The organism is uncultured Algibacter sp., from assembly GCF_947490405.1.
In the GTDB taxonomy this organism is placed as follows: Bacteria; Bacteroidota; Bacteroidia; order Flavobacteriales; family Flavobacteriaceae; genus Algibacter_B.
Window position 1 is genome coordinate 126,181 of record NZ_CANLGU010000005.1, and the last position, 23,031, is coordinate 149,211.

The 23,031-nt window shown below is 32.2% G+C and carries 15 protein-coding genes and 1 tRNA gene; 7 read left to right on the top strand and 9 right to left on the bottom strand.

Features of this window, described 5'->3' with window-relative positions:
- Positions 1 to 194 precede the first annotated feature (194 nt).
- The 4 genes from Q0772_RS12020 to Q0772_RS12035 all read left to right on the top strand — a co-directional run bounded on the left by Q0772_RS12020 (position 195) and on the right by Q0772_RS12035 (position 4,941).
- Complete coding sequence (locus Q0772_RS12020; protein ID WP_298344995.1) at positions 195 to 554, top strand: BlaI/MecI/CopY family transcriptional regulator; 360 nt, start codon at positions 195 to 197, stop codon at positions 552 to 554.
- Between the two features lie 2 nt (positions 555 to 556).
- Positions 557 to 2,356, top strand: a complete 1,800-nt coding sequence (locus Q0772_RS12025) for a M56 family metallopeptidase (protein WP_298344998.1) — start codon at positions 557 to 559, stop codon at positions 2,354 to 2,356.
- A 519-nt stretch (positions 2,357 to 2,875) separates the two neighbouring features.
- Positions 2,876 to 3,028, top strand: coding sequence for an SsrA-binding protein (locus tag Q0772_RS12030; protein ID WP_298345001.1), 153 nt, complete (start codon positions 2,876 to 2,878; stop codon positions 3,026 to 3,028).
- Between the two features lie 95 nt (positions 3,029 to 3,123).
- Positions 3,124 to 4,941, top strand: coding sequence for a hypothetical protein (locus tag Q0772_RS12035; protein WP_298345004.1), 1,818 nt, complete (start codon positions 3,124 to 3,126; stop codon positions 4,939 to 4,941).
- A 9-nt stretch (positions 4,942 to 4,950) separates the two neighbouring features.
- Here the strand turns inward: Q0772_RS12035 and Q0772_RS12040 are convergent, their stop codons facing one another.
- From Q0772_RS12040 to Q0772_RS12075, 8 genes are all read right to left on the bottom strand, one after another.
- Positions 4,951 to 6,408 (bottom strand): TolC family protein, encoded by a 1,458-nt coding sequence (locus Q0772_RS12040; RefSeq protein ID WP_298345007.1) that lies wholly within the window; start codon positions 6,406 to 6,408, stop codon positions 4,951 to 4,953.
- A complete protein-coding gene (locus Q0772_RS12045; RefSeq protein ID WP_298345011.1) occupies positions 6,392 to 7,063 on the bottom strand; it encodes an ABC transporter ATP-binding protein in 672 nt (223 codons plus the stop codon). The genes Q0772_RS12040 and Q0772_RS12045 overlap by 17 nt, the downstream gene beginning before the upstream one ends.
- 24 nt (positions 7,064 to 7,087) lie before the next feature.
- Entirely contained in the window at positions 7,088 to 9,514 is a 2,427-nt protein-coding gene (locus Q0772_RS12050; protein WP_298345015.1) for an ABC transporter permease, read from the bottom strand.
- Between the two features lie 23 nt (positions 9,515 to 9,537).
- Positions 9,538 to 11,916, bottom strand: coding sequence for an ABC transporter permease (locus tag Q0772_RS12055; protein WP_298345018.1), 2,379 nt, complete (start codon positions 11,914 to 11,916; stop codon positions 9,538 to 9,540).
- A gap of 24 nt (positions 11,917 to 11,940) precedes the next feature.
- Positions 11,941 to 14,343 (bottom strand): ABC transporter permease, encoded by a 2,403-nt coding sequence (locus Q0772_RS12060; RefSeq protein ID WP_298345021.1) that lies wholly within the window; start codon positions 14,341 to 14,343, stop codon positions 11,941 to 11,943.
- Positions 14,344 to 14,385: 42 nt separating this feature from the next.
- Complete coding sequence (locus Q0772_RS12065) at positions 14,386 to 16,815, bottom strand: ABC transporter permease (protein WP_298345023.1); 2,430 nt, start codon at positions 16,813 to 16,815, stop codon at positions 14,386 to 14,388.
- A gap of 123 nt (positions 16,816 to 16,938) precedes the next feature.
- The gene (locus Q0772_RS12070; RefSeq protein WP_298345027.1) at positions 16,939 to 17,616 is read right to left on the bottom strand and encodes an ABC transporter ATP-binding protein; all 678 of its coding nucleotides are present in this window, start codon (positions 17,614 to 17,616) and stop codon (positions 16,939 to 16,941) included.
- Between the two features lie 25 nt (positions 17,617 to 17,641).
- Positions 17,642 to 18,892, bottom strand: a complete 1,251-nt coding sequence (locus Q0772_RS12075; RefSeq protein ID WP_298345030.1) for an efflux RND transporter periplasmic adaptor subunit — start codon at positions 18,890 to 18,892, stop codon at positions 17,642 to 17,644.
- 297 nt (positions 18,893 to 19,189) lie between these two features.
- Here Q0772_RS12075 and Q0772_RS12080 point away from each other — a divergent pair, with 297 nt between their 5' ends.
- Both Q0772_RS12080 and Q0772_RS12085 read left to right on the top strand, forming a co-directional pair.
- Positions 19,190 to 20,542, top strand: coding sequence for a sigma-54 dependent transcriptional regulator (locus Q0772_RS12080; RefSeq protein WP_298345033.1), 1,353 nt, complete (start codon positions 19,190 to 19,192; stop codon positions 20,540 to 20,542).
- Complete coding sequence (locus Q0772_RS12085) at positions 20,532 to 21,875, top strand: HAMP domain-containing sensor histidine kinase (RefSeq protein ID WP_298345036.1); 1,344 nt, start codon at positions 20,532 to 20,534, stop codon at positions 21,873 to 21,875. Before Q0772_RS12080 ends, Q0772_RS12085 begins: the two co-directional genes overlap by 11 nt.
- 220 nt (positions 21,876 to 22,095) lie before the next feature.
- Here the strand turns inward: Q0772_RS12085 and Q0772_RS12090 are convergent.
- Positions 22,096 to 22,169 (bottom strand) — tRNA-Arg (locus tag Q0772_RS12090).
- A gap of 84 nt (positions 22,170 to 22,253) precedes the next feature.
- On the opposite strand from Q0772_RS12090, the gene Q0772_RS12095 reads away from it, so the two are divergent.
- Complete coding sequence (locus Q0772_RS12095; RefSeq protein ID WP_298345039.1) at positions 22,254 to 22,883, top strand: Crp/Fnr family transcriptional regulator; 630 nt, start codon at positions 22,254 to 22,256, stop codon at positions 22,881 to 22,883.
- The last annotated feature ends 148 nt before the right edge of the window (positions 22,884 to 23,031 follow it).

The window sequence follows — 23,031 nt, forward strand, 5'->3', positions numbered from 1 at the left end:
AAAGTGAAAAGATTTTTTGAAAACTTAAAATTTAGTTAAATAACTATATATTTAGTTGTGTAACTATAAAAATAGTTATAAGTTTGTTATGCGTTAGGGATTGTAATGGCTAGCTTTTGGCGAGGCGAGCATCGAGCCAAAACTAATAATGTAAAGCCCGACCCTTGTGGTAACGCCCAAATGATTTTTTAAACATGGAAAAATTAACTAATAAAGAAGAAGAGATAATGCATATTTTATGGAAGCTTGAAAAGGCTTTTGTAAAAGATGTTCTTGCAGAAATTAAAGGCGAGAAACCACACTACAACACCTTATCTACTATTATTAGAAACTTAGAAGACAAAGGCTATGTGGCTTACAATGCGTACGGTAAAACACACCAGTACTACCCTATTGTAAAGAAAGAAGATTATAGAAAACGGTTTATGAATATGGCGATTGATAATTATTTTAATAACTCTTATAAAAGTGTAGTCTCGTTTTTTGCCAAGGAAGAAAAGATAAGTGTTGATGAGTTAAAGGAGATTATTAAACTAATTGAAAAAGAGAAATAACCATGGAATATTTAATTAAGGCGAGTGCAGTTGTGGCTATATTTTATCTATTTTACAAAGTGTTTCTGCAACGCGATACATTTTTTCAATATAATCGATGTTTTTTGTTAATAGGTTTATTGGTTGCACTCTGTATACCCATGGTTGTAATTCCAATTTACATAGAATATACACCCATAGATGTGTCTCATTTAACTTTTAATGAAGTTTCTAATACACCTACAAAAACTGGTCTAGACATTTTTGATTATGTAATGATTGCTTACGTTTTAGGTGTTACTTTTTTCTCTATTAGGTTTTTAATACAAATAGCTTCCTTAGCTAAAGTGATTATTAAAAACAAAAAAGACATACGCAATAAATATATTTATGTAGAAACCAATGCGGATATTTCTCCGTTTTCATTTTTTAATTGGATTGTTTACAACCCAGAGCAATTCAATAAAACGGAATTAGATCAAATCATCTCACACGAAAAAGTACATGCTAAACAATACCATAGTATAGATATTTTACTGACTCATCTTGCGAGTATTGCGCTTTGGTTTAATCCGTTTATATGGCTATACAACAATGAGTTAAAACAAAATTTAGAGTTTTTAGCAGATTCTAATACGGTAAACGATACAACATGTAAAAAAAGCTATCAATATACATTGCTTAAAACAAGTGTGCCTTCTCATCAATTGGCATTGAGCAATAACTTTTATAATTCATTAATCAAAAAACGAATCGTTATGTTACAAAAATCAAAATCAAAACAAATTAATAAGCTTAAATACGCGTTGATTATTCCTTTATTAGTTGTTTTTCTTATGAGTTTTAATACCAAAGACATTTATATTGAAAAGGCTGAACCTATAGTTGATATGGTTTCTAATACTATTCCTGAATACTTGCAATCTGCTGAAGATAAAATTGTAGAAAAACCTGTAGTTAAAAGTAAATCTAAAACAGAGAAACAATCTGTTAATAGCAACAAACTTACTTCAAAAAAAGATATTGAGGCGTTTATTATCACCAAAAAAACTTCTGATTCAGATCTTGATGGTATCATTAAAAAAGCTAAAAATAAAGGCGTTACTTTAAAATTTAAGAGTGTAAAACGAAATACTGAAGGTGAGATTATATCCATCAAAATTGAAGCCTCCGGAAAAGAATCTAATGCAAGTTATCATCTAAATTCTGATGAAACTATTACTCCAATTAAAATAACTTTTAGTGAAAACGGAAAAAACATTTCAATTGGTAATGCAGATGCAAAGAAGAAGTCTATTACCTATGTGATTAAAGATGGTGATAAAATTCATGAAGTAAAAGGTGCTGGAAATGGAACTGAAAATATTTTTATTACTAATGAAGATTCCGTTTATGAAATTCAAGGTGATTCAGTACGCTTTATTTCTGGAGATAAAGGGAACAATAAATTCAAAAAGCGTATAAAGCAAGTGGATGTTAGAAAAAATAAAGACGATGGAGATACTGTTGAAATCATAGTTAAAAATGAAGGCTTAAGTGAAGAAGAAGATGTTATTACTGTTAAAGGCAATAACTCTGGGGGAAAATCTTACAAGGTTAAAGCTATTGGTCAAAACAAAGACAGTAAAAAAATAGTTATTAAATCTGATGATGGAACGGAACCAATCTATATTGTAAATGGAAAAGTAGTTAAACCTAAAGATTTTAAAACTTTAAATAGTGACGATATTAAAACTGTAAATGTTTTAAAAGGTGAGGCTGCAGTGAAAAAACACGGAGAAAAAGCCAAAAATGGCGTAGTAGAAATTACAACCAAAGAATAATGTTTTAGATATTCACTATCACATTTTTATATGTTTAAAAGGCACTCTAGATTGAGTGTCTTTTTTTGTTATTATAACTTAATTAAAAGATGAAATATTAAAAAACCAGCTATTTGTAAACAAAATGCCCCTTGAATTTTAAAAACCCGTACAAAAAACCCCTATAATTATTACTAATTACAACTAAATAAGTATTAAATAATTACATTTAATAACTTCATTAAAGAGTGTCACATATTAATTGAAACCAATTCTATTTTTATACTTACAAATAAGTATTCAAATTCATCGATTTTCATAAAAGTGTTTGGTTAACATATCTGCAAATACATATCTTCAAAAAACATTGATATAAATAACCTTATTTACTAACTTTTTAAACCGTAAAAATATGATAACACTTGCCAAAATTGTAATTGATGTAATACTCTTTATTATTTCAATTATATAATCTCCAAAACAGTAAAACTTAGTCTAGAATAAGTTTTACTATTTTTGTTCTTCTAACAAAACATTAAAGTGAGAAAGCAAGTTTTCAGGTTTTTAGCTAAGGTTAATAAATTCATGTTACCAAGTTATTCCAAAAAACAACTGGATTTAGCAAAAGCCACAAAATTACAGATGGCAATTATTGGCTGGAAATGGTATGTGACTCGTAATGCATTAGATTGATAGATGAAAACTAACGTTTTATCTTAATTTTTTTATTTTAGGGTACACATAGATTACTTTTACGGCTATTAATAAGCCCACAAATCTAAACACCTATGGTTAAGTATATTTATCCATTAATAGTATTACTAAGTTTTACTATAAATTTACTTTCACAAGAAGCTAGTATAGCTACAAAATTTGCTCAGGACGGTAACCTATACCTCGATGTAAGTAATTCTGAAGTGATTTCCGAGTTTAAAGAAAACCAAAAATGTATTGTAACTGCATTTTTAGGCAATTATACTTATAAAGTAAAATATAATAATGCTATTGGTTTTGTTAAAGACCAATATCTATTTGTGAATGAAAAAATGATGGATTTATATTTTGATCATGAAGAAAAGCAAAGAGAAAAAGCTATAGCTGAGAGGAAGCAAAGACAGGAAAAGATTGAGGCTATTGCTAGAAAAGCGAAAGAAGAACAAGAACGCATTGAACAACGAAAAAGAGACTCTATAGCCATGATTGAAGCGGAAGCTAAAAGAAGGTTAGACGAAATAAGAAGAAATGATTCTATAGCAAAAGCCAAAATAGAACAAAAACGTCTTGAAGCTGAACTAAGAAAAAAGGATTCTATTGCTCATGCCATTAAAGAACAAAATAGACTTTTAGCTGAAAAACGTAAAGTAGATTCTATTGCTAAAGTTAAAGAAGAAGCCCGAAAGCAATTGCTTATTAAAAGAAGAAACGACTCCATTGCGCTAGTGGAGGCGGAACAAAAACGTTTAGAAGTAGCGCAAAGAAAAAAAGACTCTATATCCAAAGTTATTGAAGAACAAAATAGATTGAAGTTCGAAAAACGCAAAACAGACTCAATTAATAAAGCTAATGAGGCACTTAAACTATTAAAGCAGCGTAACGATTCTATAGCCAAAGTAAAAGCAGAACAAAAGAAAGTAGCAAAAAAACGAGAAAAAGATTCGATTGCTAGAGTTAAACAAGAACAAGAAAAAGCTCTGGAATTACTAAAAAGGCAAAACGATTCCGTAGCTAATGCAAAAGCAGAGTTTGAAAAAACTATTAAAAGGAGAAAGAAAGATTCTATAGCAATAGCTAAAAAAGAAAAGGAAGAGGCTTTAAAACTTTTAAGAAAAAGAAATGACTCTACAGCTAAAGCCAAAAAACTAGAAGAGAAAAGAAAAAACACCTCCGCCTCCATCGAACAAGCCAGTGAAGCAAGCTTACTTAAGGAAGAAAAAAGAAAATATGATTCCATTATTAAGGCTCAAGAAAAAGAAAGGAAAGAACTTCTTCAACTTAGAAGAAAAAGCGATTCTATTGCTAGAGTTATTGAAATAGAGCGCCAAGAGCTAATCGCATTAAGAAAAAGGGACTCCATAACTAAACTTAATAATAAAAGACAGCAAGCTAATAATTCACAGCAAGACGCTATTTCTAAAGAAGCTCGTGAAAAAGCTAAAAAAGAAGCTGCCCTTATAGAGAGAATGAAGTTTAGAGATTCATGTCATTATCAAATTAACGATTATGACAAGTTTTATAATGTTACCACTATTAGAACTGAAGCATATACCTTGAGTAACAACTTAACAGCTGAACTATACAAGCAAAATAGAAAAACAGAGGTATTCTTTAATTATGATGGTGATTTAGGATGTGCGTCCTATTTACCTAACCAAAGATCAAGTGTAAAAGTTACACTAGAAAACAACATAACTATAGCATTTTATCATTCTTGGGATATTGAATGTGGTCAGTTTTTATTCAAAGCTAGATTATCAAATGCGCAAATGAATTCATTAGGAGAATCTCCAATAAAATCCATTTTACTGAGAGGAACAGAAGGATCAAAACAAATAAATTATATTCAATACAAAGAGTTCTTCATAGACAAGTTGAAGTGTATTCAGTAAATAATCTTATTACTCAATCATATTTCCTCTATAAAAATCTAAAACTTTAACGCGTAACAAATACTCGTATTTAGCATTTTCAAGATTGATTTTTGCATTATCCAAATTGTTCTTACTTGTGACATAATTAAGAAAGTTTGAAACGCCATTATTAAATCTTATTTCGTTTATTCGATAAGATTCTTTGTAAGCTTCAACTTGCCTTAATAAACTTTGGTAGCGGTTATAAACAGCTTCCATATCAAAATAAACTTGAGATATCGTATTCTTTATATCAAGGTTAGTACGTTCTAAATCCAAGATAGATTCCTCCAACCTAATTTTCTCTAAAGCTACATTACTTTTTGCTCTAAAACCATTGAATAATGGTACGTTAAGAGCAACACCTACAACTGTATTTAAGTTATTATCTAATTGATCTTTGTAACTTATACTTTCAGGAGAAAACGATGTTTGTTCTGTCATTATTTGTAAATCTTGCCCATTTACAGTAACAAAATCGCCTGTTTCTATAATACTAGTTCCAGATGAGGTAAAAGTTTCAGCAGCACTGGAATAATTAGTATTTATACCTCCGAATACTGAAATTTCGGGTGTAAACTGAGACTTAGCTACACTAACACCTTTCTTAGCTGCTTCTATTCGTAGTTCTCTGGCCTTAAAGGTTGCTAAATTTTCTAATGCCTCATTATAAACCTCATCAGAGGTCAAACTATATTTATCAAACTCTAACATAAGGGTAGCAGCATCAACTTTAACACCTCCTTTTAAATTCAACAACCTTGCAAGTGCGATTTTTGCATTGTTAAAATTAGATTCAGAAACCAAAATATTAGTTTCATCATTAGCTATTTGTCCTAAAATGTCAGCATAATCAGCTGGGTTTCCAGACTCATTTTTGTAAAATCCTTCTTGAATTTTAAGCTGTTCTTTTGTGGTTTCAAACCTAGCTCTATTTAATTCTAAAACAGCCTTGTTATTTAATACTTGAAGATAAGCTAACGTTACATTCAATACTAAATCTTGCTTAGCTGCTTCTAACTCGAGTTCAGAAGCTTTTCTATTTAAACGGTTTTGTCTTGCTGTATTAAGCAATCTAAAACCATTAAAAATTGTAGCATCAATACTTAAACCCATGTTTGAAAAGGTTAATTCCTGGTTTATAAAATCATTAGTAAAAGGATCAATACTTCTACCATCATTGACACCTAAATTAAAACGACCATTAACACTTGGCAATAAATTTGCTTTAGATTGTTGGTGATTAACTTTAGCAGAATTAGCCAGTAAATTAACTGATTTTAAATCCAGATTATTTTCTAAAGCTAGAGTAATGCATTCATCCAAAGTATAGATTTTTTGATTAAAATCTTGACTATTCGCTAACCACCCTACTAAAAGAATGAACACTAATAAAAAACGATTATTTTTCATGATATTTAAGTCAATATTATACGATGCGTCCATCTAATAAATTAATAATTCTGGAACCATAAGAAGCGTTTTGTTCTGAGTGTGTAGCCTGAATAATAGTTACACCCTCTTTATTTAATTCAGAAAATAACTCCATGATTTCTGTACTTTGTTTTGAGTTTAAATTACCTGTAGGTTCATCAGCTAAAATCAACTTTGGGTTTCCAATTAATGCCCTTGCAATTCCAACCAATTGCTGTTGCCCTCCACTTAATTGCATTGGGAAAAGATCTTTTTTACCTACAATATTAAATCGGTCTAACATATCAGCAACCAAAGCTTTTCGTTCAGAAGATTTTACATTTTTATATAAAAGCGGAGTTTCAATATTTTCCCAAACATTAAGTTCATCAATTAAATGATATGCCTGAAATACAAACCCTATATATTCTTTATAGAGCTTTGATCTATTTCTTTCTTTCATACTATGAACGGGCTCTCCTAAAAACACATAGCCACCATCAGTAAAATTATCTAGCATCCCAATGCAATTTAATAGTGTAGATTTACCTGAACCTGAGGGCCCCATTAAGGAGATAAACTCACCTTCTTTAACTTCCATATCTATACTGTCCAACAAAGCTATTTTGTTACTTCCAGAATTGACTTCGCGTGTTGCTTGACTTAATTTTAATATTTTATTTGCCATTTTGATATTAATAATGTGTATATCTTATTCTGTTTTTAAACTTTCTACTGGATTGGTTATAGCTGTTTTTACCGTTTTTAAACTTATAGATAAAAGCACCAGCAAGAAAACGATGAGAACTGGTAGCAGAAATAACCAGATATGTAAATCAATTTTATAAGCAAAATTTTCCAACCAATTTTGTAATAAAAGATAAGTAATAGGTACACTTATAATTACAGAAATCATTACTGTTTTAAGCGAATCTTTTGAGAGTAACACTAAAATTGCTGTAGTGCTAGCTCCAACTACTTTTCTAATACCAATCTCTTTTCTTCTTTTAGCTACAGAAAAAGATGCTAACCCCAGTAAGCCTAAACACGCTATGAGTATTGAAAAAGCTGTAAGAATCATAAATACATTTTTAAAACGATCTTCTGCTTTAAACTGCTTATCGTATTCCTGATCCATAAAAAAGTACGAAAATGGTGCTCCTGGATAAATTGTGTTAAATGTTTCTTTTACCTGTTTAAGGTTATCTTTTGGAGAACCTCCTATAAATTGAACAGTTGCCAAACTTCTAAATGCATTATTAAATATATGAATTAGAGGTAGCATAGGTGATTTTGGTGATTGCTGGTGGTAATTTTTTACAACACCTTTAATTGTCCACTCGCCTCCCCAAAATGATAGTTTTTTATTTATCGCATCTTTAGGGTCTGTTATATTCCATTTTTCAAGCGCTTTTTCATTTACAATAACATGGCGCTTTTGTGGTGTGGTATTTTCTTCAAAATTAGATCCCGCAATCATTTCCACTCCTAGCAAAGGCACGTAATCCTTATCTACAAATGTGAGATAAAAGTTATGATACGCATCGGGAGTAGTTCCAGTAATATGAATATCTGCTGTAGTAGATAAAGCTCCTGATGGCTGCCCTGGAACGGTATGCGACAAAGCAACTGCTTTTACGTTTGAATTAGCCAATAAGTTTTGTTTGAATGCTGAATAATTTTGCGCTGCATTTTTAGCTGGTGCTTCTACAACAATACTTTGTTTTACATTAACACCTCTATCTAAATCTCTTAAAAAATCAATTTGTTCATTAACTGTAAAGGTTTGGATTAGTAAAATTGTAGTAATTGCAAATTGAAAAACTACAAGACCTTTACGTAACAAATTCCCTTTTATGGAATGCGAAAAATTTCCTTTTAGAATGGTTGACGGCTTGAAAGAAGACAATACAAAAGCTGGGTATAATCCAGAAAGTAATCCCCCAAAAACAATAAAAGATAGAAGTAACAACCAGAAAAACAAATTATTAAAAAGGCTAAAACTTTCTGGCAATCCTGAAAGTCCGATAAACTTAGATTTCACCATAGCTACAAGTACTATTGCTAAACCTCCTGCAAGTATATTTAACACTAACGATTCTACTAAAAATTGAATTCTTAGCTGACTTTTAGTAGACCCTAATACCTTTTTTACACCTACCTCTTTGGCTCTATCTAATGCCTGAGATGTAGTTAAATTTATATAATTTACAAAGGCACTTACTATGATTAATATCGCAACTGCAAAAAGAAAATAAACTGAATTAGCGTCTCCATTAGGCTCTGGTTCAAATGTTTTCTTAGAATACAGGTGAATATCTGTTATTTTTTGCCCAACTATAGCTTCACTTTTTATCTTTTTTTCATCAATCAATCTTTTACTAAAATCATCTAATGAACTTGCAAAATGATTAAAATCTGCTCCATTTGTTAACTGAACATACATATAGGAATTGTTATTATTCCAATTATCCTTCTTTTCTCCATGTCGTCTTAACATTTCTGCATCTGTAAGCATGGTAGAATAAGAAATAAGCATATCTACTTTAAGATGGGTATTAGAAGGACTATCATGAGTAACCCCAACTATATTATATAAAATATCTCCGTTAGGTCCGGGTGATTTTAAAACTTCTCCAACAACATCTGTACGATTAAAGTATTTTAAAGCACTAGATTCAGTAATAACGGCTTCATTAGGTTTCTGAAAAAGGTTTTCTTTAGTGCCGTATAACAACTCATAATTAAACATATTAAAGAAATCTGCATCAACAGCATACAAGTTTTTCATTAAAAATTGTTGTTCGCCAACTTGCATTGGCGAATTGGGCTCACCAATATCATAAACCCGTGTATATTTTTCTACTGCAGGCACTTCAGCTTTTAGTTTGGGACCCACTGCTGGATACATTTCACTGTCTTGAGTAGTTACTGTATTTCCAGTTAAATAATTTAATGTCAGTCTAACAATTCTATTAGCGTTCTGATGTGTGTTCTCATAACTTCTTTCAAATTGCACATATTGAACTATAAGCAATGTAATTGCAAAACCCGTTGCTAAACCTACTAGGTTTATAAAGGTGAGTCCCTTATTCCTAAGAAGATTTCTGAAAGCTATTTTGAAATAATTTTTTATCATAACATTCCTTTTTTGATTGATGATTACTCTGTTCGTAACGACTTAACTGGATTTGCAACTGCTGCAGTAATAGCTTGAAAACTAACAGTTACTAGAGCAATAATAATGGCAGTTGCCCCAGCTAAAGCTATCATCCACCATTCAACATTTATCTTATAAGCAAAATCTTCCAACCAACTTTGCATTGCATACCAAGCAATGGGAGCGGCAACTATAAAAGATATGCCTACCAATTTTAAAAAGTCTTTTGAGAGCAGATTCACAATGTTTACTACAGAAGCACCTATTATTTTACGAATTCCAATTTCTTTTTTCCGTTGTACCGTACTGTAAGCGGCTAAACCTAGTAAACCTAGACATGAAATAAATATGGCTAATAACGCGAAGCTCAAAAATAAGTTTCCAAAGTCTTCTTCTGCTTCATATTGCGCATCAAAAAGCTCATCTAAAAAATAATATTCAAAAGGATCTGCAGGTTTCATAGATTTCCAAACATCTTCTATAGAACTTAGCCCTTTGGAGATATTCTGTCCTTGTATTTTTACTGTAACAAGACTTGTACTAGTTGGATCTAAACGCATAGTTAATGGGCTAATATCTTGTTGTAGTGATCTAAAATTAAAATCCTTAATCACCCCTATAACTTGCCCATTACTTCCCCATTGATCATAACGAGCACCAACAGCATCTTCAGGATTTGAATACCCAAGTAGTGCTACAGTTTTTTCATTAATAACCATGGCTTTTGAAGAATCGGAAGGAAAATCTCTTGAAAAACCTCTTCCTGCTATAACCTCCATTCCCAGTTGTTCAATAAAATCTTCGTTAACAAAATACAAGTCCAAATTGGCAACTTGCATATCTCCATTTTGGTTTTCAACTTCAGAATACGCTGCTGGATTACCAGTTCCTGGTACACTAGAAGTAAGAGCTGTACCTTCTACCTCAGCAATTTGTTCAATTCTATTACGTAGTGCTTCCTGAGAACTCCCAGTTTCAGTTGGAATAACCAAAGTGTGTTCTTTATTAAAACCTAAATCTTGATTTCGCATAAAATGCATTTGTTTGTAAATAACAATGGTTCCAATAATTAAGGCAATAGAAATGGTAAATTGTACAACCACAAGACTCTTTCTGAGTAAAACACCTTTACTACCTTTAGAAAAGCTCCCTTTTAATACACTAACAGGTTTAAATGCAGAAAGCACTATAGCTGGATATATCCCAGCAATAACACCAATTGAAAGTGCTATTACAAAAAGGTAAAACACATTAATGGGTTCGATAAAAATGCCTGTACTAACCGTTTTACCAGCCAAATCATTAAAGTATGGTAAACTTAAAGAAGCTAAACCGAGTGCTACTAAAAAAGAAAGCAAGCATACAATTATAGATTCTCCAATAAATTGAAACGCGAGTTGATTTTTTCCAGCTCCAATAACTTTACGTATGCCCACTTCTCGGGCTCTTTCAACAGAGCGCGCCGTTGAAAGATTAATAAAATTAATACTAGCAATTAAGAGTATAAAAATGCCTATTATTGAGAAGATATATACGTTATTAATGTTACCCGTAATATCGCCACCTCTATCTGATGCTAAATACACATCGGAAAATGGTTCCAGAAAAAGTGTAACGAACATTTGGAGTTCTCGCATTTGATCTCCATTTTTCTCCTCAAGAAACTCAGGAAATTTAGATTCTAATCTTTTAGGATCAGTACCATCTGCAACTAGTATATAGCTATAAGGATTATAATTACTCCAGTGCTCATCTCGATTATCTGGCGGTGCTGTAAAAGTTATCATGGACATAATTATATCCGCCTGAATATGGGAATTTTCAGGAATTTTTTCCATAACTCCCATAATTAAACCAGGATCATCATATCCGTCTAAATCCAGTTGTTTTCCAACTGGATCAACATCACCAAAATATTTCTCTGCAATCTCTTCTGAAATTACTAGGTTATGAGGGTTCTTAAATAACGTTTTCTTTTCACCTTTGATTAATTTAAAATCGAAAATATCGAGAAATGCAGAATCAACTGCTATAACATTTTCCTCAATATTTTTTTTATCATCCCTTACCACAACCAAATTAAAATTCGTGATACGAGTAGCCTTTAATACCTCTGGAAATTCTTTTTCTAAATTAGGTGCAACAGCCCATGCTGCTTTGTTTGCATTTATAGTCTCAGAAGGTGTTTTTATATCTGCAACTACTCTATAAATTGAGTTTGCTTTACTATGCATTTTATCGTAGCTCAATTCAAAACCTACATACATCAAAACAAGAAACCCAGCAGTCATTCCTATGGCTAAGCCACTAATATTTAAAGCTGTAAACCCTTTATGTTTTAGTAGGTTTCTAAATGCTATTTTGAAATAATTTTTAATCATGATAATTCGTTTTTTGATGGATAATTATTCTGTTCTCAGTGATTTTACAGGATTAGCAATAGCTGCTTTAATTGCCTGAAAACTAACAGTAATAAGTGTAATTATTATAGCCCCTAAGCAAGCTATAGCAAAGACATCCCAACCTAATGCTGTTCTATAGGTAAATTTCTGCAACCACTGTCCCATAGCATAATATGCCAATGGAGATGCTACTAAAATTGATATAACTACCAGAGTAATGAAGTCTTTTGAAAGTAATAACCATAATTGACTTATAGAAGCGCCTAACACCTTTCTAACACCAATTTCTTTAGTACGCTGTTCTGCCACAAAAGATGCCAAACCGAACAAACCAAGGCAACTAATAAAAATAGCAAGGATTGTGAAGACTTTAGCTAAACTTGCTATACGCTCTTCTGCTTTAAACTTTTTCCCATACTCTTCATCAACAAACTGATATTTAAAAGGTATACTCGGAAAATTACGTTTAAATACAGCTTCTATCACACTTAGACTTTCACTTACGCTTTTATTAGGATTCAAACGTAAATTATAATAGCTCGCATTTTCATGAGCATCAAAAACATACATGGCTTGCTTTACAGGATGATAAGCAGATTGCACAATCATATCTTTAATTACACCTATAATTTTTAATGTTGGTGCTGGATCTTCAACATCAGAATCTTTAATAAGCATTCCTATAGGGTTTTGCAAACCCATATACTTTACTGCGGTTTCATTTAAAATAACAGCTGTACTATCCGTTGCAAACTCACGTGAAAATCCACGACCTGCAATAAGTTCTACATCCATGGTTTCTGCAAATTCATAAGATACAGATGTAAATGCTAAATCTTCTTGAAACCCTTCTGGTTTGCCTTCCCAAGTATAACCGCTCCTGTTGGACCAAACTTGTGTTGCTGGACTACTGGAAGTAGACATATTAATAATGGCGCCAGATTCTAATAATTGGCTCCTAATAAGATCTGCTTTACCTTCAAATTCTGGACTCATCACTGGCAATTGAACTAATCCCTCTTTATCGTATCCTATAGGACGGTTTTTACTATATTGAATTTGGCTCATGACTACCATCGTTCCAATAATCAATGCTACCGAAAAGGTGAATTGCATGACTACTAAAACTTTACGTGGCAACGCTGAATAACGTCCTGCTTTAAATGTACCTTTTAAGACTGTTACTGGATTGAAAGACGATAAATATAATGCTGGGTAACTTCCAGAAACTAACGCCGTAAATATTATAAATATTAATGATAGCATCCAGAAATTTGTATTCGACCATGGAAAAACAATAGCCTTACTTGCCAAAGTATTAAAGCCATTTAAAAACAATAATACGATACCAATAGCCAAAGCAAATGCGAATGCAACTATTAAAAATGACTCACTTAAAAATTGAATAATTAATTGGCTACGGTTAGAACCAATAGATTTTCTGATACCGACTTCTGTAGCTCTTTTTTCTGAACGCGCAGTACTTAAATTTATAAAATTGATACAAGCTAACAGTAAAACAAAAACACCTATAATACCAAAAAGCCAAACATTTTCAATACGTCCTCCTGTTTGTATACCATCTTCAAAATTACTACGTAGGTGCCAATCTTTCATTGGTAATAACATTAGTTGCGGATTAAACTCTTCTATATCTTTACCTGCAACTTTCTTTTTAGCATCTCTTATAACTTCAGAAACAGCTGCTATAGTTGTATTTTCTTGAACTTGGACAAATAGTTGAAACGAATTATTACCCCACGAATCTTTTGCATTTCTCATCCAATCATAAGTCTGCATCATCATTTCCCAGTTACCTATATAATATAATTTGTTAAAAGAATTATTTTCTGGAATATCTTCATACACAGCAGTAACCATTAAGTCTCCCTCATAATTAACAGTAACGGGCTTTCCTATAGGATCTTCATCACCAAATAAATCTTTAGCTAAAGTTTCTGATAACATTATGGAATTAACTTCTTTTAATGCCTTATGATTGCCTTTAATCATTTTCAAATCCAGTAGAGCTGGCGCTCCTTCTTGCATAAAACTCCCTTCCCTTGAGAGGCTTTTATCCCCAACTTGGAGGTACACAGAGTTATTCCAAGAAGACATTACAATATGCTTAAAGTAATCTGCATAATTTTGGCGTAGCTCAAATTCTAAAGGCCTTGGAATTGCTGATCCTGTTCCAGTTTTCCCGTTGAAAGTCTGACTTTGAATCATTTGGGCAACAGTAGATTTATTTGTAAAATAATCGTTGTGACTTAACTCATCGTTAATCCAAAGACCTATCATGGTTGCAACTGCCATACCTATAGCTAATCCAGAAATATTAATAAATGAATACACTTTGTTTTTGATAAGATTCCTAAACGCTATTTTGAAATAATTTTTAAGCATGATTTCTAAAGAATTACTGTTCGTTTTTTGATTGATGATTAATTATTCTGTTCTTAATGATTTTACAGGATTCGCTATGGCGGCTTTAATCGCTTGAAAACTTACAGTTAAAAGCGTTATAATCAAAGCAACAAACCCAGCCAAAAAGAAGACCCATAAACTTATATCTATACGATAGGTAAAATCCTGTAACCAATTTTGCATTGTAAAATAAGCTAAGGGTACTGCAATAACAAAAGCTATACCTACAAGTAAGACAAAATCTTTAGTCAATAATTTAACCACCGTTTGCACACTAGCTCCAAGTACTTTACGAATACCTATCTCTTTTCTTTTTTGTTCGGCTACATAAGACACTAAACCAAAAAGACCTAAACAGCTTATTATTATAGCTAGCATAGTAAACAGAATAGATATTTTACTAAGTCGTTGCTCTTCTACATAAAGTTTTTCAACTTCTTTATCGACGAAAGTATACACAAATGGGATGTTAGGATTCGTGATTTTCCATTTGGCTGCTAGGTTAACAAGCAAGGATTTAAAATCATTTGAATTCGTACGCAAAATCATCCAGTTAGGCTGTGATTCGTTAAAAAGAATAAGTGGTTCTATTACAGATTTAAGAGAAGCAAAGTGATAATCATCAGAAACTCCTACAATTTCAAAATCTTGTCTTCTACCTTCATAAGTTTGGGATATAATCGAACCTATAGCACTATCAAGCTTTATATTAAAAACGTCTATCGTTGTTTTATTTACAACAACCTGAGTACTATCTTGAGCACGCAATTCTCTTCCTGCTAGTAATTTTATACCTGTGGTTTTAAAATAATCAGGTGTTATTGAATTATACATCACCTTTGTTTGTATCGTTGGATCTGCACTAGGTAAATGCAATCCAACATCACCACGAATAAGTTGTGACGGATAATAATCACTACCAGCAATGGCAGCTACACCTCCAACAGACTTCATCTCCGTCATTATAGCACCATAGCGTTGTGAAACTACATCTGTGCCTAACCGAATGGCAAGTAGTTGTTCTTTATCAAACCCCATGTCCTTCTGCTGAGTATATTTAAGCTGTTGTATAACGATAATTACAGAAGAAATCAATCCAATAGACACAACAAACTGGAACACTACCAAAGACTTACGTAACATGGCATGACCAGACTTTGCACTAACTACACCTTTAAGCACTTTTACAGGTTTTATTGAAGAAAGTATTAAAGCTGGATAAACACCTGCTATTATTCCTGTGAGAAAACCTATTGCGGAAATGAGTAAAAGAATTTTATAATCTAGGAAATCAACAAAAGTAAGATCACCTTGAGTAAGCTCATTTAAAAAAGGAGAAACTAAAATGGCAATTGGAATACTAATTAGTGTAGCAATTAAAGAGAGTAAAACGGATTCACACAAAAACTGATTGATTAGTGAATTTTTACTAGCACCTACAACCTTTCTCACGCCTATCTCCTTAGCTCGATTTTTTGCACGTGCTGTACTCAGGTTAACAAAATTAACACAAGCTACGAGTAAAATAAGTCCTGCTAGAAACAATAACACATATAAATTCTGAATATCTGAAACAGGGTCTATTTGACTTTCAATGCCTTTAGAAAATAAATGAATATCCTTAACAGGCTGAAGCAAAAGTGTTTTATCAAATCCAGACCTCTTTAAATCCTTTGCACCACGAGTCTGAAGAAATTCAGGTAGTTTTCCTTCTAATTCCGAAGCATTAACTCCAGATGTTAATTTCACATAACTATAAACAAAATTTTGATTGGCATAATTCTGATTTTCTCTTACAAATTGTCCGACACCTGGGGTAAACATAGTCATCACATAATTGGGATTAAGATGTGATTTACCGCTTTGTTCATTGAAAACACCTTTTACTATTAGATTAAGCGCATCATCACCATCACCCATAATAACTTCTTTACCATACGCTTTTTCTGTGCCAAACAGTTTCTTTGCTAATTTTGATGAAAGCACTACAGTATTTGGAGCATTCAATGCACTCGAAGGATTACCTTCTGAAAAAGAATATTTAAAAAATTCAAAAAATGTAGAATCGGCAACATATCCTCGGGGTTCATAGTACCCTTCTGTACTACCTTCTGCTCTTAATAAAGCATTGTCGCCTTCTCCAAAATAAACAATACGACAGGCATCTTCTACTTCTGGAAAATCCTCCTTCATGGCAAAGACAATAGGTGGCCCTGAAGCCGCCCAAGTAGAATTAATACTAGTATTACCTATACTTTTAATATTTGATCTTACACGATACAAAGATTGCGCGTCGTCGTGATGTGTATCATATCCAAACTGAGCAAAAACATAAACAAGAATACTTATACAACATACAGTTCCAACAGTAAGTCCTAATAAATTAATACTAGTTTGAAGCCTATTTTTCTTAAGGCTTCGCCACGCTATTTTGAAATAATTTCTAAGCATAATTCTTTGTGTTACTGTTCGTTATTTTATTGATTTGACTTCAACACTTCAGTATAAATATTTGATTAGTTGATTGATTTTATACTAAAGTGCTTTCCACCTGATTGATTGATGAAAGTCGATTTAAGCCAAAATGTTTTCTGTTACTTTTTGACCATCTAACATTCTTATAATACGATGACTATATTTTGCATCATGTTCACTGTGTGTAACCATAATTATAGTAGTCCCAGCTTCATTTAAATCGATAAGCAAATCCATAACCTCATTACCATTGGTACTATCTAAGTTTCCTGTTGGCTCATCTGCTAAGATTAGTTTTGGATTATTTACAACCGCTCTTGCTACAGCTACACGTTGTTGCTGACCACCAGATAATTGCTGTGGAAAATGATTTCTTCGATGCATAATTTGCATCTTTTCTAAAACAGCCTCAACTTGTTTTTTACGTTCTGCTGGTTTTACGCCAGTATAGATTAATGGTAACTCTACGTTTTCAAAAACGGTAAGTTCATCTATAAGATTAAAACTTTGAAACACAAAACCTATGTTATGTTTTCGCAGTTCAGAACGTTTACGCTCATTATAACCAGCGACTTCAGTTCCATTAAATATAAAACTGCCTCCATCTGGATCATCCAATAACCCAAGAATGTTTAATAAAGTAGATTTTCCGCAACCTGAAGGTCCCATGATGGCAACAAACTCACCTTGTTTTACATCAAAAGACAATTTGTTTAAAGCAATAGTTTGCACTTCTTCTGTTCGGTAAAACTTCTCTAAATCCGTAATCTGTATCATTGTATTCATTTTTATTGATTGTATTTTATTTTATAATTAACTCTTCTACATCTCCAAAGGAATCATAGCTTGATGTTACTACTTTATCGCCAGGATTCAATCCCTCTATAACCTCATAATATTCTGTGTTCTGACTTCCTAATCTTATATTAACTTTATAGGCTGTATCACCATCTTCACTTATTTTAAATATCCAGTTTCCTCCAGTTTTTTGAAAGAAGCCGCCTTTGGCTACTAATAAAGCTTGTTTTTCTGCACTTAGTGCTACACGAATCTGCAAGTTTTGCCCTCTCCTAATACCTTCGGGAACATCGCCTTCAAACTTCATATCTACTTGAAAACGGCCATTGGTTACTTGAGTAAAAACTTTTTTAATAACTAAAGTGTAGGCTTTATTATTAAAAGTGAATGTTCCTGTTTGTCCATTATAAATTCTTGAAATATAATGTTCATCTATATCTACTCTAACTTTATAACCGCTGGTAACATCTACTTGCCCCAATCGTGTTCCTTTGGTTATAGATTGACCAATTTCAGCATCTAAAGATGTTAATTGACCATCAATGGGTGCACGTACAACTAAGTCGCCTACTTTTTTTCGCATAAGCTCCAAGGCACTCTGCGTTCTGGCATAAGAATCTCTTGCTTGATTAATCTCAAGTTTTGATGATAATGAATCTTCAGAAAGTACTTGTTTAGCTAATCGCATACGTTCTTTTTGATACTCATAGTTGTTTTTAGAAGATTCAAAATCTTGTCTTCCAATTGCATCTTTTTCATACAAGCGTTTGTTTAAATTATAAATGCGCTCTGCTTCAATAAGACCATTCTCAACGTCCGTAAATTGGTTTTGTCTATTTATTGTGTTCTGACGTGCAGCATTCTGAGAAATTTGCATTTGCGTTAGTAAGTTATATACTGAAGTTTCTTGATTAATAAGACTTAATTCTAAATCTGTATTAGATAATCTCAAAATTGGTTCACCTTTTTTTAACATCGCACCATCTTCAACAAACTTTTCTTCTACACGCCCTCCTTCTAATGCGTCTAAATAAATTGTGGTTATTGGCAAAACAATACCATTAACTGGAATATTTTCTTGAAAAACATCTTTAGATACGGTATTAATAGAAATCCTTTCTTTATCCACATTCAATTTTGCGCCACCAGAGGTTTTGATAAACACATAAATGATTAATGCTATGATAGCTAATACACCTCCGATGAGTATTAGTTTTTGTTTAGAGAATTTTTTCTTTTGAATTGGTACGTCCATTTGTATATTGTTTTGACACTTATACCATAGTGAAGATAATGCCACAAATACAAACAGTTTAAAATCAATTAGTTATATTTTTGTTTAGAAATAAAAGTGTCCGATTTTGATACACTTTATGTTCGAAACTGTACACTTTTAATCACCAATATATTTTTGATTTGAGAGTCTTTTTAAGCTGAATATAAAATCGTAATATTGTAATACTACCACATAGAGTAAGTTTAAATGATTATTTCAAAAAAACAGGCACCTATGAGGTAAACTTTCTATTAATTTAATCTCGATTATCGAGTAATGGTTTTAAAAAACGCTACAATATTAATAATAGATGATGATGCAGATGTATTAACGGCACTCCGATTACTTCTCAAACCTTTAGTTAAAGATGTTCAAACTGAAAAAAACCCAAGTAATATTACTGCGCAAATAGAACGTGCTCATTATGATATTATCATACTAGACATGAACTTTAATGGGTTAGTAAACACTGGTAATGAAGGTATTTTTTGGTTAAATAAAATTAGAAAACAAAAACCTGAAACTGCTGTAATTTTAATGACGGCATATGCTGATATTGATTTAGCGATTAGAGGTTTAAAAGAAGGCGCATCTGACTTTCTTATGAAACCCTGGAAGAACGAAAAAATTATTGAAACGATTACAACTATTCTTAGTAACAAAAAATCTATATCTTCAAAAAAGAAAAGCCTCAATTCTGATAGTGTTGAAATTATTGGTGAGAGTAGTGTTATGGAAGATGTATTTCTAAAACTCAAAAAAGTTGCTCCAACTGATGCTAATGTTCTTGTTTTAGGAGAAAACGGCACAGGTAAAGATTTAATAGCTCGTGCACTTCATGAAAACTCTAATAGAAGAAACAAACCTTTTGTTAAAGTAGATGTTGGCGCTTTAACCTCAACACTTTTTGAAAGCGAATTGTTTGGGTACAAAAAAGGTGCTTTTACTGATGCTCGAGAAGATAGAAAAGGACGCTTTGAAGCTGCTAATGGTGGTACATTATTTTTAGACGAAATAGGAAACATCAGCCTAGGGCAACAAGTTAGATTATTAACTGTTCTTCAAAATAGGCAAGTAACACCATTAGGTTCAAACCAATCTATACCAATCGATATCAGGTTAATTTGTGCCACTAACATTGATCCTAAAACCTTGGCAAATGAGAATAAATTTAGGAAAGATTTAATATACAGAATAAACACCGTAGATATTACTGTACCTCCATTAAGAGAACGTGGTACAGATATTACAGCTCTATCACATCACTTTGTTTCACTTTATACAGAAAAATATAATAAAAATGCTTTTTCTTTTGATTCTGGTTTTATTTCAAAACTAAAAAAGCATCCTTTTCCAGGTAATGTAAGAGAGCTACAATATGTTTTAGAACGCGCAGTGATTATGACAGATGGTAACGTTTTAAAATCAGAAGATTTAGTCTTTTCTTCTATAGAACACGCCACCACAAATAAAACCATAGAAAATACAAGTTTAAATTTAGACGATATTGAAAAGAATGCTATCCTAACTGTATTGGAAAAGAACAAAGGAAACGTTTCAAAATCTGCCAAAGAACTTGGTATTACTAGAGCTGCTTTATACAGAAGACTAGATAAGTATGAACTATAAGACATACATCTTCAGTTTATTCTTCAGAATACTGCTTCTTGTTAGTATTATATTGGCTTTAGGCTATTCTATATACAAATCTCATGTAGCATATATTGTAGTATCTAGTATTGGTTTAATATATATACTAGTTAACACTTATAGCTTTGTAAAACGAAGATTTGTGGCAATGGATGATTTTTTTGAAGCTGTAAAGTATCGCGATTTCTCAAGGTGGTTCCCAGAAGACAGAGGTCCAAAAGACATTCGTTTTTTATATAAAGGTTTTAATGAAATAAACCGAACAATTAAAGAGATTAATTCTCAAAATCAAGCGCAATATGTTTATCTACAAAAGATTTTAGAAATGGTAGATATTGGTATTATTGCTTTTAATTTAGAAACTGGCATAGTTTTATGGAGCAACGACTCTTTTGGAGAAATTTTAGACATGCCATCTTTCAAGAATATTGGATTTGTAGAAAAGAGAAAGCCAGAATTATTCAACACCATCTTTGAGACTTATCATAGAGAACCAAATTCAATATCTATTGCTTTACAAAATGAAAGTATTAAAATACTAATTTCTGATACTGTTTTTCAAGTGGATGAAGATGCTTTCAAACTTATTGTTATTCAAGATATAGATAACACTCTAAATAAAAACGAGTCAGAATCTTGGAAAAAACTATTGAGTGTTATGACTCACGAAATAATGAATTCTATCGCGCCTATTTCCTCATTAGCAGACACGTTACAAAAGAACTTACAATTAGCTATAGAAGCACCTAAAAAAACACCTTTAGAGCTAGAAGATTTAAACTCAGGTATAAAAACTATTAAGAAAAGAAGTGAAGGACTTTTAAAATTTGCTAAAACATATCGCAGTTTAAGCAAAGTAACTAAATTGAATTTGCAACGGGTAAAAATTTCAGAATTGTTTAATAATATTCAATTACTCATGGCGCCATCTATCAAAGCCAAAAATATTGATATTCAATTTAACATTTCTAGTCCAAAGCTTCAACTAGATATAGATACTCACCTTATTGAACAAGTACTTATAAACCTAATATTAAATGCAGTTGATGCTTGTAAAAATAAAGATGATGCACAAATTAAGGTTTTAGCATCTCAAAACCCAAACAGAGACATCATTATCAAAGTATACGATAATGGTTCTGGTATTCCATCGGATATTTTAGAGAATATCTTTGTACCATTCTTTACTAGTAAAGCTACTGGTAGCGGTATTGGGTTAAGTCTTTGTAAACAAATTATGTTGCTGCACAAAGGCCGAATATTGGTAAAAAGTGTTGAGGGAGAAGGCACCGCTTTTAGTTTGGTGTTTTAAACTTTTTTAAAATCTTGATAGAATTACACCTAAACAGCGCACCACTTTGAAAACAAAAACTCCAGCTTATAAATTCAAGGAATATGGAATAGTACATTTAAAGGTAGCTTTATTATTTGAAGGATTGTATATCCTGATAAAGCTCCGCTTTGAAAAAAGAAAAGGAGAAAAATAATCTCTGAGCAAGCTCAAACTATTTTTCTCCTTTTCTTTTTATTCGTGACCATGGCAGGATTCAAACCTGCAACCTCTTGAGCCGTAATCAAGTGCGCTATTCAGTTGCGCCACATGGCCTTTTTTCGTGGGTGCAAATATACATTTTTTATTAAAACTCCACCAAACAATTTCTTTCAATTTTTTAAATTCTTACTTTTGAATATGGCTCACACACTCCTACAAGAAAAATTCAATAAAAACCTCGATAATTCGCTGATAAAAGAAATAGAAACCATTGGCAAATTAGTTACGTACAAAAAAAACGATATCATCATAGATATCAATCAAACCCTAAAACACATCCCACTTTTATTAAGTGGAAACATTAAAATTCTCCGTGAAGATCAAGACGGTAACGAACTTCTCATCTATTTCCTAGAAGCTGGTGAAACCTGTACCATGTCGCTCACTTGCTGTATGGGCACCTCAAAAAGTAAAATAAGAGCAGTAGCCGAAAAAGACTCAACACTCATCATGATACCTGTGCAAAATATGCAAAAATGGTTTCACGAGAACGCTAGTTGGCGCAACTTCATACTAGAAAGTTATCAAACGCGTTTTGACGAAATGCTCGAAGCCATAGATAACCTCGCTTTCATAAAAATGGACGAAAGGTTAATTAAATATCTCATTAACAAAACCAAACTTCACAGCTCAAAAACCATCATTGTAAAACACCAAGATATCGCTGAAGACCTCCATACATCGCGCGTGGTTATCTCCAGACTCCTAAAACAATTAGAAAATCAAAACAAAATCAAACTCAGCAGAAACAAAATAGAAGTGCTTTAAATAATTTGGGCGCTACCACAAGGGTCGGGCTTTTCGTTACAAGTCCTCGCTCCTCCTTCGTCGGGCTGTGGGCTTTCCACTGCAATCCCTAGCGCAACTACTCATTAATGTTTATTCTAATTTCATTACCTTTTACAAACTTGTTAAG

Coding starts and splice junctions, on each gene's coding strand:
- Q0772_RS12025 (WP_298344998.1), top strand. CDS start 557: ATGGAATATTTAATTAAGGCGAGTGCAGTTGTGGCTATATTTTATCTA.
- Q0772_RS12095 (WP_298345039.1), top strand. CDS start 22,254: ATGGCTCACACACTCCTACAAGAAAAATTCAATAAAAACCTCGATAAT.
- Q0772_RS12035 (WP_298345004.1), top strand. CDS start 3,124: ATGGTTAAGTATATTTATCCATTAATAGTATTACTAAGTTTTACTATA.
- Q0772_RS12055 (WP_298345018.1), bottom strand. CDS start 11,916: ATGATTAAAAATTATTTCAAAATAGCATTTAGAAACCTACTAAAACAT.
- Q0772_RS12020 (WP_298344995.1), top strand. CDS start 195: ATGGAAAAATTAACTAATAAAGAAGAAGAGATAATGCATATTTTATGG.
- Q0772_RS12080 (WP_298345033.1), top strand. CDS start 19,190: ATGGTTTTAAAAAACGCTACAATATTAATAATAGATGATGATGCAGAT.
- Q0772_RS12045 (WP_298345011.1), bottom strand. CDS start 7,063: ATGGCAAATAAAATATTAAAATTAAGTCAAGCAACACGCGAAGTCAAT.
- Q0772_RS12085 (WP_298345036.1), top strand. CDS start 20,532: ATGAACTATAAGACATACATCTTCAGTTTATTCTTCAGAATACTGCTT.
- Q0772_RS12040 (WP_298345007.1), bottom strand. CDS start 6,408: ATGGACGCATCGTATAATATTGACTTAAATATCATGAAAAATAATCGT.
- Q0772_RS12065 (WP_298345023.1), bottom strand. CDS start 16,815: ATGCTTAGAAATTATTTCAAAATAGCGTGGCGAAGCCTTAAGAAAAAT.
- Q0772_RS12060 (WP_298345021.1), bottom strand. CDS start 14,343: ATGCTTAAAAATTATTTCAAAATAGCGTTTAGGAATCTTATCAAAAAC.
- Q0772_RS12075 (WP_298345030.1), bottom strand. CDS start 18,892: ATGGACGTACCAATTCAAAAGAAAAAATTCTCTAAACAAAAACTAATA.
- Q0772_RS12070 (WP_298345027.1), bottom strand. CDS start 17,616: ATGATACAGATTACGGATTTAGAGAAGTTTTACCGAACAGAAGAAGTG.
- Q0772_RS12050 (WP_298345015.1), bottom strand. CDS start 9,514: ATGATAAAAAATTATTTCAAAATAGCTTTCAGAAATCTTCTTAGGAAT.